The sequence below is a fragment of the Streptomyces sp. V4I8 genome (assembly GCF_041261225.1).
Lineage (GTDB): Bacteria > Actinomycetota > Actinomycetes > Streptomycetales > Streptomycetaceae > Streptomyces.
Window position 1 is genome coordinate 745,782 of record NZ_JBGCCN010000001.1, and the last position, 17,789, is coordinate 763,570.

The following is a 17,789-nucleotide window of genomic DNA, read 5'->3' on the forward strand; positions in this document are numbered from 1 at the left end:
CCGCGGGGACGGGAACCCGTCACCCACGCCTTGCGAGGCTTGCGTGCCATGCTGGGAGACGACTGGACCCGGGCACACCGAGAGTTGGAGAACACGATGGACTGGGCTCGGTTCGCGCAGCAGATGGCGGCGATGGCGCGGGATCTCCTCGCCCAGGAGTCGGTCGATGCCACCCTGAACCGGATCACCCGCTCGGCCACCGAGCTGGTGGAGGGCTGCGACGCGGCCGGCATCCTGGTGCTGCGGGGCAAGGAGGTCCAGACTCTCGCACCCACTCACGAGCTGGTCATCGAGAGTGACCAGCTGCAGGAGCGGTTGAGCGAGGGGCCGTGCTTCGACGCCGCCCGGACCAAGGAGGGCGAGCGGGTCTTCCGCATCCCGGACTTCACCGGGCAACAGCTGCGATGGCCCTCCTACGCCCCCCAGGCCCATCAGCTCGGCGTGGGCAGCATGATGGGCTTCCTGCTCTACACCGAGGACGAAGAGCTCGGTGCGCTGAACATCTACTCCCGCAAGCCCGGCGCCTTCACCGAGGCCAGCGAGCTGGCCGGCTGGCTGCTGGCCTCCCATGCCGCCGTCGCCTTCTCCAGCGCCCGTACGCACGCCCAGATGGAACGCGCGGTCGCCACCCGCCACATGATCGGCGAGGCCATGGGCATCCTGATGGGCAGTCACGGCCTCACCGAAGAACAGGCATTCGACACCCTGCGCCGGTATTCGCAGGAGAACAACGTCAAACTCCGTGAGGTCGCCCGGCTGATCTGCGAGGACGGCGGCCTGTCCTGACCGCGCGGGCGGCTCCCCCAGCTCGTGGTCTGAACCAGAGGAGCCTGGCCGGACCAGCCCCCAAGGGGAACGCAGCTCGGCCCGGCCTTACCGCCAAGTCCCCAGCCCGGCGGGTTTCACGCAGACCGGACCCAGCAATGTCGCTTCTCCGGCCCTGCCTCACTGTCTGTGAGTGGGAGGCCCGTTTCCGTCTCCGCGAGGGCGGGCCTCTCGCTTCATCCGGATTTCACTCAGCCCCGGCCGGAGAAGTACCCGACGCCGCAGAGCCGCACGAATGAAAGCCGCTACTCCGACGGAGGTGTCGGGTGCGGGTTGGGCCTGGCCTCGGCTGCCGCTCCTTGAGGATCTTGATCGTCTGTTTGTGATCGATCCTGACGAGGAGCGGAAGAATGTCCCATCGCCCTGCCCGGCCTGCGACGCGTTCACGCCTGATCACTTGCTGGGCGACTGTCGGCGCGGTCGCAGCTCTGGCACTCGGTTTCCCGGGTACGTCGGTCGCGGATGACGGCCCGACCCCACCCGCGGCCGCGACCGCCTCGGCCCCCGAGGCCTTCCTGCGTGGAACCCTCCAGCCGGACGCAGCGCCGCCGGGGGCGAACGACTGGAAGTGCCGGCCGAGCGCCGCGCACCCCCGCCCCGTCGTCCTGCTGCACGCGACCCTGACGAACGCTCACATGAACTGGAGCATGCTGTCACCCCTGCTGAAGGAGGCCGGATACTGCGTCTTCGCGCCGAACTACGGCGGGAGACCGGGCGTTCCGTTCAAGGCCACACAGCACATCCCCGACTCCGCCCGCGAGATCGCCCGCTATGTCGACCGGGTGCTCGACGCCACCGGCGCCCGGCAGGTCGACCTGGTGGGGCACTCCCAGGGCGGCGGTGTGCTCCCCCGCTGGTACCTGCGGTTCGAAGGGGGCACGAACCCGGCGAAGCCGTCACGCAACAAGGTGCGCAGGCTCATCGGCCTGGCCCCGTCCAACCACGGCGCCGGCGTCTCAGGTCTGGGCACCCTCACCACCACCCTCGGCCTCAACCAGACGGTGTCCCTCGTGGCGGGGCAGGCGTACGCGGACCAGATGGTGGGGTCCGAGGTGCACACCAGACTCGACAGGGGAGGCGACACCCAACCGGGAGTCCACTACACGGTCATCGCCACCCGGTACGACGAGGTTGTCACGCCCTACCAAAATCAGTTCCTCAAGGCCGGGCCGCGGGCGAAGGTGCGCAACATCACTCTCCAGGACGTCTGCCCGCAGGACCTCTCCGAGCACATCTCGATCGCCTACGACTCCAACGCCCTGCAGATCGTCCTCAACGCCCTCGACCCGGCCCACGCCCACCCGGTGGACTGCCGCCTCTCGGCACCCCTCATCGGCGGCTGAGACACCGCGTCACTGCCCCACCCTTCCGTCGATGCACTCGCGCAACAGGTCGGCGTGCCCACAGTGACGGGCGTACTCCTCGATCCGGTGCACCATCAGCTCCCTCACCGCGATCCCTTCCCTTCCGAGCGGCTCGCCCAGATCCGGGTGCTCGGCCAGTGCGGCGTCGGTCGCGGCCTGCTCGCGGGCCAGGTCGGCGTACGCCGCGTCGACCTCGGCCTGCTCGGCGACGACTCCGTCGAAGTCCGCGTCACGCTCGCCGTACAGCTTCGGCAGCGGATCATCGTCGTTGATCCAGTTGCGCCAGTCCCGTTCCACCTCGGCGAGGTGCCGGAGCAGGCCGAAGAGCGACATGGTCGACGGCGGTACCGACCGGCGGGCCAGTTGCTCCGCGTCCAGGCCCTCGCACTTCATCCGCAGGGTCATGCGGTAGTTCGTCAGGAAGTCCTGCAGCGTGGCCAGTTCACCGTCGGGGCTGGGTCCCCCGCTGTTGCGGGGGTCGTCGGCCGGGTCGGCCCACATGTCGGGGTAGATCGACGCCCGGGTCCATCGTGCGGGTCGGTCAGTCATGCGTTCCATGCTCGTCCGCGGGAGCCGCGGTCCGCCAGCTCATTACGGTCGGCGGGGCCCGGTTCCGTGGGTTCGGCAGCCGGGTTCCCGGCGCGCCACAGCCCGCCAGTTCGACCTGGGCCCGCCTCTTGTGGAGAATCATGGTCATGAGCGAGAACGTGTTTTTCAAGGTTTCGGCTGGTGGCAAGGACCTCGGCCGTATCGTCTTCCGTCTGTTCGACGACGTCGTGCCCAAGACCGCACGCAACTTCCGTGAGCTGGCGACCGGCCAGCACGGGTTCGGCTACAAGGGTGCGCCCTTCCACCGGGTCATCCCGGAGTTCATGCTGCAGGGCGGTGACTTCACCAACGGCAACGGCACCGGCGGCAAGAGCATCTACGGTGAGACGTTCGCGGACGAGAACTTCCAGCTGAAGCACGACCGGCCGTTCCTGCTCAGCATGGCCAACGCGGGCCCGGGCACCAACGGCTCGCAGTTCTTCATCACCACCGTGGTGACGCCGTGGCTGGACGGCAAGCACGTCGTCTTCGGCGAGGTCGTCGAGGGTGAGGACGTCGTCAAGGCGGTCGAGGCCCTCGGCAGCCGCTCGGGCGCGACGAGCACGAAGATCGTCGTCGAGGACTGCGGCGTCGTCGCCTGACGAAGGCGTAACTGCATATGAGGTCCATCCAGGTCCATCAGGCCCCACGCACGGGGCTTGATGGACCTGCTGCTTTTCGGCGGCCGGGGCGGGGATCGGTCCGCGGTCAGTGCGACTCGCGGCCGACCTCCGAGCCGCTCGCCCCGGTGAGGAAGTCGAGATCGGCGCCCGTGTCGGCCTGGAGGACATGGTCGACGTAGAGGCGTTCCCAGCCGCGCCGTGGGTTGGCGTAGGCGCTGACCGTGGCCTCGCTCGGGGTTCTGCGGGCGAGTTCGTCGGCCGGTACGTCGACGTCGAGACGGCGGGCTTCCACGTCCAGGACGATGAAGTCCCCGGTCCGCACGAGGGCCAACGGCCCGCCCGCCGCCGCTTCCGGCGCCACGTGCAGGACGACCGTGCCGTACGCCGTGCCGCTCATCCGGCCGTCGCAGACGCGGACCATGTCGCGGACACCCTGTCCGAGCAGTTTCTTCGGCAGGGGCATGTTCGAGACCTCGGGCATGCCCGGGTAGCCCTTGGGGCCGCAGCCGCGCAGGACGAGGACCGAGTCGGCGTCGACGTCCAGGTCCGGATCGTCGACGCGGGCGTGGAAGTCCTCGATGGAGTCGAAGACGACGGCCCGTCCGCGGTGGCGCAGCAGATGCGGGGAGGCGGCGGCCGGTTTGACGATCGCGCCGTCGGGGGCGAGGTTGCCGCGCAGGACGGCGATGCCGCCCTCGGCGACCAGGGGTTCGGCGCGGGTGCGGATGACCTCGGTGTCCCAGATCGGAGCGTCGTCGAGCGTGTCGACCAGAGGCTTGCCGGTGACGGTCAGGGCGTCGGGGTCGAGCAGGTCGCGGACCTCGCGCAGGACGGCGAGCAGACCTCCGGCGCGGTGGAAGTCCTCCATGAGGAAGCGGCCGGCGGGCTGGAGGTCCACCAGGACCGGGACGCGCGAGCCGATGCGGTCGAAGTCGTCGAGGGAGAGGTCGATGCCCAGGCGGCCCGCGATCGCCAGGAGGTGGACGACGGCGTTGGTGGAGCCGCCGATGGCGGCCAGGGCGACGATCGCGTTGTGGAAGGACGCCTTGGTGAGAAAGGAGCCCGGCCTGCGGTCGGCGCCCACCATGTCGACCGCTAGGCGTCCGGTGAGGTGAGCGGCCTCCAGCAGACGGCTGTCCGGGGCCGGGGTCCCTGCCACGCCGGGAACGACGGTGCCCAGCGCCTCGGCCACCAGGGCCATCGTGGAGGCGGTTCCCATGGTGTTGCAGTGGCCCCGGCTGCGGATCATCGCCGACTCGGAGCGGGTGAACTCCTCCTGCGCGAGCGTGCCCGCGCGGACCTCCTCCGACAGCCGCCACACATCGGTGCCGCAGCCCAGCGGCGTACCGCGGAACGTCCCGGTCAGCATCGGGCCGCCGGGCACGACGACCGCGGGCAGGTCCACCGACGCGGCGGCCATGAGCAGCGACGGGATCGTCTTGTCGCAGCCGCCCAGCAGGACGACGCCGTCTATGGGGTTGGCCCGCAGCATCTCCTCCGTGGCCATCGCGGCCATGTTGCGCCAGAGCATGGCGGTGGGCCGCACGTTCGTCTCGCCGAGCGACACCACGGGCAGGTCCAGCGGGATGCCGCCCGCCTCGTACACGCCGTCGCGGACCGAGGACGCGACCTCGTCGAGATGAGCGTTGCAAGGGGTCAGGTCAGAGGCCGTGTTGGCGATGGCGATCTGCGGCCGGCCGGTGAAGGCGTCACCCGGCACGCCCCTGCGCATCCACGCGCGGTGGATGTAGGCGTTGCGGTCCTGTCCCTCGTACCACTGTGCGCTGCGCAGCCTCACCATGGGACCTCTTCCAGCAGTCGGTACGGAGGTCTAGAGTCTGGAACGCCATGGAGCATACGCAGCCGAACGACGGATCGACAGCCCCCGGCGAGACCAGTCCGATTTCCGCCGTCGGCAACCGTCTTGTGGGCTCGGACCGGGTGCTGGCGGTTCTGAAGGAGCTCGCCCGGTATCCCGGCGGTGTGGGGCTGGAGGAGCTGACGCGGGTCGTCGCCAGTCCCAAGCCGACCGTCCACCGGGCGCTCGGCGCGCTGCGGCGGGCCGGGCTGGCCGACCAGGACGCCCGCGGCCGCTATGTGCTGGGGGACGAGTTCCTGCGGATGGCCTTCGCCCACCATGAGGCGCTCCCCGAGCAGGTCCGGCTGCGGCCCGTACTCGAAGCGCTGGCAGGACGGTTCGGCGAGACCGCGCACTACGCGGTGCTCGACGGGCGTGAGGTCGTCTACCGGGCCAAGGTCGATCCGCCCACCGGCGCCGTCCGGCTGACGTCGACGATCGGCGGGCGCAACCCCGCCCACACCACCGCCGTCGGAAAGCTCCTGCTCGCCCGGCGGTTGGGCACGGTGGAGGAGGTCGAGGCGTGGATCGGCGACTCACCGCTGGAGCGTCGTACGGCTCACTCCCTGTGCACGGCCGCCGCACTGCACCGCGATCTGACGGCCACGCGTACGAGGGGATACGGCATCGACGACCAGGAGAACGAGACCGGGGTGAACTGCCTCGCCCTACCTGTCTATCCGACCTCGCCCACGGTTCCCACCGGGGCCGTGAGCGTCAGCGCGCTGGCCTACCGGACCCCGACGGCGTCTCTTGTCGATGCCCTCGACGACATGCGCGCTCTGCTCGGCCGGCTCGGCGAACCCCACTCGTGACTCTGGAGACGACCCCGTGTACCTCATCCGCCGCGATCATGGTCGTCTCATGCGCGCCTTCGTCCTGACCGCCCCCGGCGCGTACGAGGTCCAGGAGCTCCCGGCGCCGGTGGCCGTGCCCGGTGAGGTCATCGTCGACGTCGAGCGGGTCGGCGTGTGCGGCACCGACATGGAGTTCTTCACCGGTGCCATGGCCTACCTGCACCAAGGGCACTCCAGCTACCCGATGCGGCCGGGCCACGAGTGGGCCGGGCGGGTGGCGGCGGTCGGTGACGGAGTCGACCGGGGCTGGCTCGGGCGCCGCGTCATGGGTGACACGATGCTCGGTTGCGGCAGGTGCCGCCGCTGCGTCCGGGGCCATCAGCATGTGTGCGGGAAGCGCCAGGAGGTCGGTATCCGCGGAGCCCGGGCCGGGGCGCTGGCGGAGCAACTCGTGGTGCCGGCATCCTCGTTGCACGCTCTGCCCGACTCGGTCGACGCCGCGCTCGGGGCGCTCGTGGAGCCGGGCGGCAACGCCCTGCGCGCGGCGCGGGCGGCGGCGCTTCGCACCGGTGACCGCGCTCTCGTCCTGGGACCCGGGACGATCGGCCTCCTGGTCGCGATGTTCCTGCGGGCAGCGGGCGCGGAGGTCCACTTGCTGGACCGTGCCGACAGTTCCCCCGCGTTCGCCCACACTCTGGGCTTCGAGCACGTTTGGGACGAGCACTCCCTTCCGGACCTGCCCTTCGACGCGGTCGTCGACGCCTCGAACGCGGCCCAACTACCCGAGAAGGCACTGGAGTTGGCCGAACCTTCCGGGCGTGTCGTCTATATCGGGCCGGCCGGCGAGCCGAGCAGGATCGACACCCGGACGCTCGCGCTGAAGGACGTCACGGCGGTGGGCATCCTCTCCGCCTCCCCCGGCCTGGACGCCACCATCCGAGCCTACGCGTCCGGAGCGGTCGACCCAAGGCCCCTCGTCGCGGCCACCGTGAGCCTCGACGAGGCCGGCCCGGTCCTCGCGGGCGAACGGCCGCAGGGCGCCGGCCCCGGGCCCAAGACGCATGTGGATCCCCGCCTCGGGGTTTGATGCACGGCGTTTTATGCATGGGGTCTGATGCATGGGGTTTGATGCCGCCATGCGCCCGGAGAACTGCGTGACCAGGAATCACATCGAGGTGTGGCATGAAAGTGCGCTGCCGCCGGGAGTCGCGCGGATCGCGTTCTGGCGGGTCCTGTGTGGCTCGCTTCTGCCGATCCTGGTCTGGGCCGGCTTGGCGTACTTCGCGTACGTCGTCCACGACCCGCTGGTAGCGGCGGTCATGGGTGGGCTCTTCGCCCTTTCCTTCCTCGCGGGCTTCGCTCTGCGCCGCAGGGCGGGGCACTCCGTCCGGTGCAGCCTTTACGGGGCGGTGGGAGGGGTGTTGGACAAGTCGATGGCGGGGTTCTGAGGCGTGCCGCTGGGCGGACATCCGGCGGTGGAGATTGTGCCCGCCGTCTTGACCCCACCTTGCGGGGGCGCGTACAACATCCCCCAGCAGAAAACGCTTACTACAACTTTTGCTTCCTACGTCCTTCGCCCCGATCGAGCGGCGCACCGGCGCTGCCCTCAACGGAGAGGCCCGCTGCACGATGAGAACTTCCGACAACCGGGAAGAGTCCACGGCGGACAGAGACGACAACTCGGGGGCACTGTCACGCCGGGGTGTGCTCAAGGGCACGGCCGTGACCGTCGGGATGGCCGCGGCGGGGATCGGCGTCGCGCGACCGGCCCACGCGGCGGCGGGCTCGTGCAGCGTGACCGCCCGCATGGGCGGAACGTCCATCACGCTGTCCGTGGTGGACGGCGCCCTGCGGTGGCACGCCGAACGCGACGGCAGGACGGTGGTCGAGACCTCGGCCCTGGGTATCAGGCTGAGCGACGGGACCGTCCTCGGCAGTGATGTGGCGGTGACGGGGAGCGGGCGCGAGACCGTTCACCGCACCTGGTCCCCCGTGTACGGGCGCAACGCCAGGGTCGTCGACCACTACCAGGAGCAGCGCTGGAACCTGCGGGACAGGCTCTCGGGGATCCGGTTCGGCGTCCGGATCCGGGCGTATCGGACCGGCGTGGCCCTCCGCTACGTGCTGCTGGACAGGGGCACGGCGACCGTCGCCGACGAGCTGACGACGTTCGTCTTCCCGGACGGCACCACGGTCTACAGCGCCCGCGACGAGAACGCCTACGAACTGGTCGCCCCCGACGCGATCCCCGTCACGGGAACGGCCGGCACGGACAACGGCCCGTTGACCGACCTGCCGCTCACCGCCACCCTCGCGGGCGGTCTCATCGCCTGCGTCTGCGAGTCGGCGCGGGTGAACTTCCCCCGGCTGATGCTCAGTTCGGTTCCGGGGCAGCCGAACACGCTGGCGGCGTTCCTCATGGAGCACACCGCCCGCGGCACCGGCCCCGTCGAGCCGACGACGACCGTCACCACGCCGTTCGCCACGCCCTGGCGCGCCGTCGTCGTCGGCGCCACCCACGCCGAACTCGTCGACAACGCCGAGCTGGTGCTCAATCTGGCCCCGGAGAGCGTCCTCGACGACACCTCCTGGATCAAGCCGGGCAAGGTCTTCCGCTGTGAGCTCAGCACCGCCGCCGGCCTGGCGGGCGTCGACTTCGCCGTGGCCCGTGGCCTGCAGTACATCGAGTACGACGCCGGCTGGTACGGCCCGGAGTTCTCCACCGTCGACGCCACGACGGCGATCGCCGCCATCGATCTGCCGTCGGTCATCTCGTACGCCACGAGCCAGGGCATAGGCGTGTTCCTCTACGTCAACCGGCTCGCCCTGACCGACGCGGACGCGTTGTTCGGCCTCTACAAGAGCTGGGGTGTGGAGGGGATCAAGCTCGGCTTCATCAACGACGGCACCCGGTCGATGACCGACCAGATCATCGAGTGGGCCGCAACGGCCGCCGAGTACGAACTGCTGATCGACATGCACGACGACGTCCGGCCGTTCGGCTTCGAGCGGACGTATCCGAACTACATCAGTCTGGAAGGCGTTCGGGGCAACGAGCAGTTCCCGACGGCCACGCACAACGTGACACTGCCCTTCGCCCGCAACATCGGCGGCCCGATGGACTACACGATCTGCTACGGCCAGTCCCGCGACAAGACGACCAACGCCCACCAGATGGCCATGGCCGCGGTGTACTACCAGCCCCTCAACTTCCTCTTCTGGTACGACAAGCCCTCCAAGTACGGCAACCCCGCCAACTGGCCCGGACTGCCCTGGTTCAACGCCGTCCCCACGTCCTGGGACGAGAGCCGGACCCTGGCCGGATCGATCGGCGAGTACGTGGCCGTCGCCCGGCGCAACGGCTCCACCTGGTATCTCGGGACGATGACCGACGAGACGTCCCGGACCCTGTCGCTCCCGCTGTCCTTCCTGGGCAGCGGAACGTACACGGCGACGATCTACTCCGACGGCACACCGGGCACCAACCCGTACCAGACCCCCGTCGTCGTCAGCACGCGCACGGTCACCTCGGCGACCACACTGGACGTGGCCATGGCCCCGGCCGGCGGCCAGGCGATCATCCTCAGGCCGAGCTGAACAGTGGCCGCGGCTCCCGGGTGGCCTGTGCCATCGGCTCAGCGGGGGTTCGGTTGCCGGCGGCGAGCGTGGCGCGCCGGTCGCGCGAGGCGCCGGCGCAGTTGATGCGACGCCGGCTGCGGCGCGAGAGCGTCCGGGGCCTCTGCCCGGGCTTGGCCTCCCTGTGGGCCACGTACCTGCTCCGCCGCTCGAAGATCACGGCACGTACGCTCGTGCGCATGGTTGAGCATCGGACAGTTGACGTGAACGGCATCCGGCTGCACATCACCGAGCAGGGCAGCGGCCCCCTGGTGGTGCTTCTGCACGGCTTCCCCGAGTCATGGCACTCCTGGCACCACCAGTTCGGCCCGCTGGCCGACGCCGGCTTCCGCGTGGTCGCCCCCGACCAGCGCGGATACGGTCGCAGCGAGCATCCCGAGGACGTCGACGCGTACACCATCCTCCATCTCGTCGGCGACGTCGTCGGGCTGATCCAGGCCCTGGGTGAGGAGAAGGCGTATGTCGTCGGGCACGACTGGGGCGCGCCGGTCGCCTGGCACACCGCGCTGCTGCGGCCGGACATGGTGCTCGGGGTGGCCGGTCTGAGCGTGCCGCCCCCGTTCCGGGGGACGCGGCCTCCGCTGGCCACCATGGAGGAGCGGTTCGGGGGTCGGTTCTACTGGAACTACTTCAACCGGCCCGGTGTCGCCGACGCCGAGTTCGCGAGGGACACGCGCACGACCTTGCGGAAGTTCTTCTACTCGGCGTCCGGCGACGCTCCCGGCACCACCGAGGGCAAGCAGCCCCTCGTCGACCCCGAGCGCGGCTGGCTCGCGGCCATGCCGGACCCCGAAGTCCTGCCGGAATGGCTCACCGAGGACGACCTCGACGCACTCACCGAAAGCTTCTCGCAGGGGTTCACCGGAGCCCTCAACTGGTACCGCAACCTCGACCGCAACTGGGAACTGACCGCCGCGTGGCACGGCGCCGTCGTCACCTCCCCCGCCCTCTACATATACGGCGACCGCGACCTGGTCCCGGCGTTCCCGGGCACCCCCGAACTCATCGAGAAACTCCCCGACCTGTTGCCCGACCTCCGGCGCAAGCCCCTCAAGCTGCCGGGCTGCGGGCACTGGACTCAGCAGGAACGCCCGGCCGAGGTGAACGCGGCGCTCATCGAGTTCCTCAGGTCTTGTTCCTGAGCTCCTGAGCCCGGCTCACGGCACTTCACCAGGGTGGCCGCACGTGGCCGCACGGACTTGTTCAGGTCGGGCTGCCCTTCGGCTTCCCCTTCGGTGGGCGAGCCGGTGAGCGGGCCTCCGTGACGGCCGCGCACCGGCTCAGGACCGACCTGATCGGCCGGGGCTCGCCCCCGAAGGCGGCGCGGACGAAGGCCGGTTGCCCGGCGGGCACGGACGCGCGGCGCACCGAGCGGTGACGTATACGGGTCGCCTGGCTCCACGTCCGGCTTCCGAATGGAGGCGCCACAAGAGACGAGACGCATCGTCTTGCTATAGTGAGCGCATGCGCTTCTTCAACTTTCTCTGAGTCCGGGCACGGCCGACGCCGCCGATTCTGCCGCCCGTAGACACTGCACATCCCCAGGGAAAGTCACATGCGCGAACGCGCCCATACCGCTGCGCCCACTTCCGTGGCGCAGCTGTCCGTCAAGGACGTCACCAAGTCGTACGGCACCCGAACCGTCCTCGACCAGGTCTCCTTCACTGTCCGCCCGGGCGAGAAGGCCGCCGTCATCGGCGAGAACGGCTCCGGCAAATCCACCCTGCTGCGGCTGCTGGCCGCGGCCGAGGTGCCGGACGCCGGGGAGATCACCGTCAGCTTCACCGGCGGCATCGGCCACCTCGCCCAGACCCTCGATCTCGACCCGGACCGCACGGTGCGGGACGCGATCGACCTCGCCCTGACCGAGCTGCGCGACATGGAGCGCCGGCTGCGGGCTGCCGAGGAGTGTCTCGGCGAGGCGTCGGAGGGAGAACTCGCCGCGTACGGGGAGCTATTGACGGCGTACGAGGAACGTGGCGGGTACGAGGCGGCCGCCCGCGTCGACGCGGCCATGCACGGCCTCGGGCTCGCCGGAGTCACCCGCAACCGCGTGCTCGGCTCGCTCTCCGGCGGTGAGCAGTCACGGCTGGCCCTCGCCTGCGTGCTGGCCGCCGCCCCCGAGCTACTGCTGCTCGACGAGCCGACGAACCACCTCGACGCGACCGCGGTGCGCTGGCTCGAAGAGCAGCTGCGCGCGCACCGCGGCACCGTCGTCGCCGTCACCCATGACCGCGGCTTCCTGGAGAACATCGCCACCACGATCCTCGAGGTGGACCGGAACGCGCGCACGGTCCACCGGTACGGCGACGGCTGGGCCGGCTACCGCACCGCGAAGGCCGCCGCCCGACGCCGTGCGGAGCAGGAGTACACGGACTGGCTGCAGGTGGTGGCCCGTACCGAGGAGCTGGTCGAGGCCGCCGGGAAGCGGCTCGCCACCACCGGCAAGGACCCGCGGCAGGGCTTCGGCAAGCACCGCCGCTCACACGAGGCGAAGCTCGGCGGGCAGGTGCGGGCGGCCCGGGAACGCCCGGCCGACCTGCGGCGCAACCCGGTGCCGCCGCCACCGGCACCGCTGCGGTTCACAGCCGCGCTGTCCCCCGCAGGCGACGAGCATCGTGCCGGGCGCCCGCTCGCCGAACTCGACGGCGTGATGGTCGGCGAGCGGCTGCGGCTGGACGGGCTGCTGTCGATCGCGCCCGGGCAGCGGTTGCTCGTCACGGGCGAGAACGGCGCGGGCAAGACGACGCTGCTGCGTGTCCTGGCGGGCGACCTGGAGCCGGATGCGGGCGCGGTTCGCCGCTCCGCCCGCGTCGGGTACCTGGCGCAGGAGCTGCCCGCGCGCTCCACGCGGCTCCCGCTGCTCACCGCCTTCGCGGCCGGCCGGCCCGGGCTGCCGGAGGAGTACGCCGAACGGCTCCTGGCACTGGGCCTGTTCCGGGAGGAGGACCTGCACGTCCCGGTCGCGGCGCTGTCCGCCGGCCAGCAGCGCCGGCTCCAGATCGCGATCCTGGTGACCCGGCCCGCGGACCTCCTCGTCCTGGACGAGCCGACGAACCACATCGCGCTCGACCTCGTCGAGGACCTGGAGGCGGCGCTGGCGGCATACCCGGGAGCGGTGGTGGCGGTCTCGCACGACCGCGGCTTCCGCGGGCGGTTCCCCGGGGAGCGGCTGGAGTTGCGCGGCGGCCGCCGCACGTGCTGATCCAGCGGGGCCCAACTTGCCCAACTCGCCCTGTGGCGGCGCTGCTTGCTTTGTCACCCGCGTATCTAGACGTCCGACGTTCGCTGGTTCACGGTGGTCCCTCCTGTCCGCCCCATCCGCTCTACCCATCCGCTCCATCCGCTCTACCCATCCGCTCTACCCGTCCTAGCCGCTCCATCCGGTCTATGCGCTCTATCCCACCGGGAGGGATCCAGCAGTGAGACGAAGGCGATTTGTGGCAGGGACGATCGGCACGCTCTCGGGGCTCGCGCTCGGCCCGGCTCCGGCTCGGGCCGGGGTGCCGACGCCCCGTACGCAGGGCTGGCAGGCCGTGCCGGCACCCGGCAGCACTCCGGCCGCGCAGTTGCGCCGTGTCGCCGCCGCCGGACCCCGACTGGCCTGGGCTGTGGGTGAGGAGGGCCGCGCCGGGCCGTCGCAGGGGCGGGGGCTGGCGATGCTGTGGAACGGCGGCGCCTGGACGAGGACCGATCTCTCGCATCTGAGTCACACTCGGTTGACGGACGTCGCCGGTCCCTGCTCCACGGCCGCCTGGAGTGTGGGCCAGCCGACGGGGACCGGCAGCCCGCTGCTGCGCTGGGACGGAACCACCTGGCGCGAGGCCGCGTTCCCGGGCGCGGGCGAGCCGGGCGTTCGGCTGAACGCGGTGGCGGTGGGCGCCGACCGGCAGGTGTGGATCTGCGGCAGCCGGGGCGGCGGCGCCGGGCTGCTGCACGGGGACGGGGGCGGGGAGCTGTGGCGTTGGCTGGACCCGCTGCCCGTCGCGCGCGCGAACCTGTACCGGGCCATGGTGCGCCCGTCGGGCGAGGTCTGGGTCGGCGGCGACCAGTCGAACGGCGGCGGATGGTCCGGGCTGGTGGCCCGCTGGGACGGAGCGTGGACGGTGCTGCCCCCGATCGCCGGCCTGCGTCTGGGCATCGCCGATCTCCATGCGGCCGGGCCGGACGACGTCTGGGCGGTGGGCACCGAGGCCGGCATCGGCGGGCCGCCCGGCCGACCCGGCAACCCCGTCCTGAGCCACTGGGACGGCACGGCCTGGACGCGGGTGGAGGCGGGCTTCACCGTCGGGTCGTTGAGCGGCATCGCGGGCGACGCGCAGGGCCGTGCGGCATGGATCTCGGGCTGGAACTACCAGGACCAGACCCGCAGTACGTACCTGCGCCGCGACGGCGACACGTGGACCGTCGTTCGTGGCCCGGCCGCCGCGGCGCCTGCGCCGTACCTCAACGACGTGACGTCCGTACCCGGCACCACGGGGTTCTGGTCGGTGGGCATGACGAGTCCCACTCCGGCTCCTCCGACCGAGGCCTATACGGAACGCCTCGAAGCCTGAACACGGAGCGGCCATACCTCACCGGGATCGACAACCCGCGTGTTCAGTACTGCCGTTGGAGGAAGGAGATGAGAACCGCTGTCAGTTCCGCGGGGGCGTCCTCCTGGACGAGGTGGCCCGCGTCGGCGATCGGCTCCAGGTGCGCGTCCGGGATCAGGGCGGCGAGCTCTCGTCCCCTCTCCGGGGGGATCCAGGTGTCGTTCTGGCCCCAGCAGATCAGCGTCGGGATGCCGATCTCGGCGTACCGGTCCTGGACCTCGTCGGTGTAACGCTGGTCGGCCTGGGCGATCTGCCGGTAGAAGGCCGCTTGGCCGGCGTCGCCGAGCCAGGGCTCGACGAGCCGGTCCAGGACCGCGGGGTGCAGGCCCGGGCCGCTGGCTGATCCGACGTATTCACGGACGAGGGCCTGGTGCAGTGGGGGCGGCAACTGCTCGAAGACCTCGGCGTGCTCGCGGACGAGCCGGAAGAACGGGGACCCCCACGGTGCCAGCGCCACCGGATCGACCAGCGTGAGGGCCCGGTAGCGGGCGCCGTGCAGCAGATGCGCCCGCAGGGCGACGGCGCCGCCGAAGTCGTGGGCGACGACGAGCGGTTCCTCCAGCCCCCAGTGGCGCAGCAGCTCGGTGAAGATCCGGCCCTGGGCGGACAGGGACACATCCTGGTCGGCGGACTTCTCCGACATCCCGTAGCCGGGCATGTCCCAGACGAACACCTGGTGCTCACGTGCGAGCGAGCGGGCGATGGCGCGCCAGACGTAGGAGGAGAACGGGGTGCCGTGCAGGAGGACGACCGGGGGCCGGCCGGCCTCGTTTCCCAGCCGGTCCCAGCGAACGTCACCGGATGTGCTGGAGAACGTCTTGGTCAGCTGCCATTCGGTCATGGATGCCGTTCCTCTCGGGTGGGTGTCCGCGGGACACGTCGGGTGGCGATAGGGGCCAGGGTGCCCAGGCCGAGGCAGCCGGTCATCACGGCCGCCATGGGTGCGGGGCTATGAGTACCCAACAGCCCGACCAGAGGCGAGGCGGCCGCGCCGAAGAGGAAAACTGGCCTCCGCCGAGGAGGGCGGAGGTGGCTCCGGGGGCCGCGTGTTCGCGGCTCTGGGCGACGGGGTGATCACGGCCGGGAAGAAGACGCCGACGCGCTGATGGTGATCAACAGACACAGCCAGGTCAGCCACATGCCGCTGCCGAGGGTCGCTTGGATCAGTAGCAGTGCCGCCGCCCCGGCTGTCGCCACCGCTCCGCTGAGGTAAGTCCACGCTTCACACCTAGGCCATTCGATCGAGGAACAGCGTGGTCACCCGCTCGGCGAGATCATCCTCCGTCATCGCGATCTCGACCTGGATGGTGGGCAGTTGGAGTCGCTCGGTTTCCTCTTGGAGGCGTCTCGTGAACATCTGGTCGCGTTCGGCAAGGTTGCGGCCGGCCTTCGCTGGGTCGCTGGTGTTCCTGAGGAACCCCTCCCCCGGTACGGCGCGGCTCCGGAAGGCGGCCTGGCGGAACCCGGGTGTGGGCAGGAGCCAGACGGCGTGTTCAGGGGCGGCGAGCAGAGGCTTCACGAGGTGCGGCAGCAGCCGGAAGCCCTCGACGATGACGCACGGCTCCCGCGGCAGACGGAGGAGGTCTTCGACGATCAGACCGAAGCCCTCGCCGCGAAACCAGTGGAACGTCTCCAGCATGGTCGCGGGAGACCGGTTCACCCACCGCTCGTCCATGTCCATCGCCACGAACTCGTGCAGGAAGGGAGCCTCCTGGGGCGTGGCGCGTCGAGCGTGGTCCGCCATCACGTCGTCGGTCGCATAGAGATGCCACCCGTGGTGGTCCGCGAGACGACGGGCGATCGTCGACTTGCCTCCGCCGCTCCCGCCGCCGATCCAGTAGACATGCCGCAGCCGCGCGCGAAGGTCTGCGGGGTCGGTCAGGTCTTCGTCTCGTCCGGGCTGCATCCTTCTCCCCTTCGGCTGCGTGGCGCGACGATGTCAGTCTGTCTGCCCCGCAGCCGCCCTGGCGCACAGATACGGACGCGCGAGCAGCAGGCCGGTGCCCGTCAGGGCGATGCCGATGTAGACCGGTGCCAGGTGGATGAGGTCCGTGTAGTGGATCACGCCGTGCACCACGACAGCCGGGAGGAAGCCGGCAGCCGCCGCCACGGTCAGCGTCCAGAACACCCAGCTCTCACCCCGCCCCCAGCCCCACGCGCTGAGCAGCGTGATCGCCACCGCGGCGGACATCAGCGCGCCGCCGAACCCCGCGCGGTCGTGGGCGACGAAGGGCACGAGTCGGGGGTTGACGGCTTCGAGGGTCTGTGCGCTGGTGCCCAGGAAGGTCAGGTCGGTGGGTACGAAGACGCCGGTCAGGCCGACGACCGAGATCACCGCTCCGCCGACGAACAGGCCCGCTCCGGTGACGATCAGGAGGAGTTGGCCGGCCAGCGCCCGGCGCCGCTCCGGCTCGGGTCCCTCGGGTGCCAGGCGCCAGCGCGGGGTGTGCGGGCTGCGGCGGACCGCGGCCAGGAACATCGGGAACAGCACGATGGCGGTGGCCGTGTGCAGGGGTTCCACGAAGCCGGTGGCCAGGAAGTAGAACAGGGTGGGGAAGCCGATCGCCCCGGAGATCAGGTACACCTCGCGGGCCCAGGGCCGGCCGCGTCTGATCCCGCCCACGGCCAGGCCCGTGTAGAGAGCCCCGATCGCCACCATGGTGCCGGCCATGGTGATCCGGTCGTGCTGGAGGAAGTGCACGAGGTGGTGGTTGGCGGCGTGCAGTTGGTGCAGCGTCATGCCGAGGTAGTCACGGTCGTACCAGAGCAGAACCGGTCCGAGTGTGATCACCGCGGCACCGAGTCCGGCGCCCGTCATACCGAGCCCGACGAGCAGCGCCCACCACCAGGCGGGCCAGCGGCGGGGATCGCGGCCGAGTTCGCGCAGGCCCGGGGCGGGCGCCGTGGGCGTGGCGGCCTCGGTGACCCGGGCGAACCAGCCGGGTCCGGCCGCGACGAGCACCTCGGGCCGGGCGAGTACGACGGTGTCCGGCTCGTCGAGCGCGGCTGCCGCGGCGGTGACCGACGGGTCGGACACGCGGACCACGTGCGGGTCGTCGTCGCTGGTGAACCCGTCGACATGGGGCTTGAGAGCGGCCTCGGCCTCCGTGCCGCGGGTGCGGACGACCACGGGGATCGAACGTCCGGCGGCGGCCTCCCGTACCGTCTCCACGTCGGCCGCCGAGACGGGTGACACCTCGACGACACCGGCCCCGAGGGGCGGCATGGCGCGGATCGTTTCGCGGGCGAGCGAGGGCGGCACGGATATGCCCAGGCGGACGGTCACGGGTACGCCGGCCATGTCACCGGCGAGCCGCTTCGGCGGATGGCGGTGGCCGAAGCCCCGGGCGATCAGGCGTGCGCCGGCGGGGCGGGCGCCGATCGAGGCCAGGAGCCGCAGTGCGGTGCGCTGCGAGCGGCGCTCGCCAAGGACGGCGGCGGCCGCGCCGCGCAGCGGGTGATACGTCCAGTCCGGCATCAGGGGTTCTCGCTCTGTGTCGTGG

At 70.9% G+C, this 17,789-nt stretch carries 15 protein-coding genes; 10 read left to right on the forward strand and 5 right to left on the reverse strand.

The features are described 5' to 3' along the window. The first annotated feature begins 96 nt into the window (after positions 1-96). Together ABIE67_RS03525 and ABIE67_RS03530 are read left to right on the forward strand one after the other, a co-directional pair. The gene (locus ABIE67_RS03525) at positions 97-786 is read left to right on the forward strand and encodes a GAF and ANTAR domain-containing protein (protein WP_370252967.1); all 690 of its coding nucleotides are present in this window, start codon (positions 97-99) and stop codon (positions 784-786) included. Between the two features lie 389 nt (positions 787-1,175). Further along, positions 1,176-2,168, forward strand: a complete 993-nt coding sequence (locus tag ABIE67_RS03530) for an esterase/lipase family protein (protein WP_370252969.1) — start codon at positions 1,176-1,178, stop codon at positions 2,166-2,168. Between the two features lie 9 nt (positions 2,169-2,177). Here the strand turns inward: ABIE67_RS03530 and ABIE67_RS03535 are convergent, their stop codons facing one another. Then, positions 2,178-2,738, reverse strand: coding sequence for a DinB family protein (locus ABIE67_RS03535; protein WP_370252971.1), 561 nt, complete (start codon positions 2,736-2,738; stop codon positions 2,178-2,180). A gap of 146 nt (positions 2,739-2,884) precedes the next feature. Between ABIE67_RS03535 and ABIE67_RS03540 the strand changes: the two genes are divergently transcribed. Next, positions 2,885-3,379, forward strand: a complete 495-nt coding sequence (locus tag ABIE67_RS03540; protein WP_370252973.1) for a peptidylprolyl isomerase — start codon at positions 2,885-2,887, stop codon at positions 3,377-3,379. Between the two features lie 106 nt (positions 3,380-3,485). Here ABIE67_RS03540 and ABIE67_RS03545 read toward each other — a convergent pair whose 3' ends face one another. After that, the gene (locus ABIE67_RS03545; RefSeq protein ID WP_370252975.1) at positions 3,486-5,201 is read right to left on the reverse strand and encodes an IlvD/Edd family dehydratase; all 1,716 of its coding nucleotides are present in this window, start codon (positions 5,199-5,201) and stop codon (positions 3,486-3,488) included. A 47-nt stretch (positions 5,202-5,248) separates the two neighbouring features. On the opposite strand from ABIE67_RS03545, the gene ABIE67_RS03550 reads away from it, so the two are divergent. The 7 genes from ABIE67_RS03550 (at position 5,249) to ABIE67_RS03580 (ending at position 14,247) form a co-directional block, all read left to right on the forward strand. After that, on the forward strand, positions 5,249-6,073 hold the full coding sequence (locus ABIE67_RS03550) for an IclR family transcriptional regulator (protein ID WP_370252979.1): 825 nt from the start codon (positions 5,249-5,251) through the stop codon (positions 6,071-6,073). 49 nt (positions 6,074-6,122) lie between these two features. Further along, complete coding sequence (locus ABIE67_RS03555) at positions 6,123-7,142, forward strand: zinc-binding dehydrogenase (RefSeq protein WP_370252981.1); 1,020 nt, start codon at positions 6,123-6,125, stop codon at positions 7,140-7,142. Positions 7,143-7,209: 67 nt separating this feature from the next. Continuing rightward, a complete protein-coding gene (locus ABIE67_RS03560) occupies positions 7,210-7,503 on the forward strand; it encodes a hypothetical protein (protein ID WP_370252985.1) in 294 nt (97 codons plus the stop codon). 181 nt (positions 7,504-7,684) lie between these two features. Beyond that, positions 7,685-9,652, forward strand: coding sequence for a glycoside hydrolase family 97 catalytic domain-containing protein (locus ABIE67_RS03565; protein WP_370252987.1), 1,968 nt, complete (start codon positions 7,685-7,687; stop codon positions 9,650-9,652). A 218-nt stretch (positions 9,653-9,870) separates the two neighbouring features. Continuing rightward, entirely contained in the window at positions 9,871-10,833 is a 963-nt protein-coding gene (locus ABIE67_RS03570; RefSeq protein ID WP_370252989.1) for an alpha/beta fold hydrolase, read from the forward strand. 413 nt (positions 10,834-11,246) lie between these two features. Then, on the forward strand, positions 11,247-12,896 hold the full coding sequence (abc-f, locus tag ABIE67_RS03575; RefSeq protein ID WP_370252991.1) for a ribosomal protection-like ABC-F family protein: 1,650 nt from the start codon (positions 11,247-11,249) through the stop codon (positions 12,894-12,896). A gap of 235 nt (positions 12,897-13,131) precedes the next feature. Continuing rightward, a complete protein-coding gene (locus ABIE67_RS03580) occupies positions 13,132-14,247 on the forward strand; it encodes a hypothetical protein (protein WP_370252993.1) in 1,116 nt (371 codons plus the stop codon). A gap of 43 nt (positions 14,248-14,290) precedes the next feature. On the opposite strand, the gene ABIE67_RS03585 is transcribed toward ABIE67_RS03580, so the two are convergent. The 3 genes from ABIE67_RS03585 to ABIE67_RS03595 all read right to left on the reverse strand — a co-directional run bounded on the left by ABIE67_RS03585 (position 14,291) and on the right by ABIE67_RS03595 (position 17,764). Next, positions 14,291-15,127 carry an alpha/beta fold hydrolase gene (locus ABIE67_RS03585; protein ID WP_370252996.1) on the reverse strand — a complete coding sequence of 279 codons (837 nt, stop codon included), beginning with the start codon at positions 15,125-15,127 and terminating at the stop codon, positions 14,291-14,293. A gap of 387 nt (positions 15,128-15,514) precedes the next feature. Next, positions 15,515-16,192 (reverse strand): hypothetical protein, encoded by a 678-nt coding sequence (locus ABIE67_RS03590; protein WP_370252998.1) that lies wholly within the window; start codon positions 16,190-16,192, stop codon positions 15,515-15,517. 33 nt (positions 16,193-16,225) lie between these two features. Then, positions 16,226-17,764: a hypothetical protein gene (locus ABIE67_RS03595; protein WP_370253000.1), complete on the reverse strand. Its 1,539-nt coding sequence runs from the start codon at positions 17,762-17,764 to the stop codon at positions 16,226-16,228. Positions 17,765-17,789: the final 25 nt, after the last annotated feature.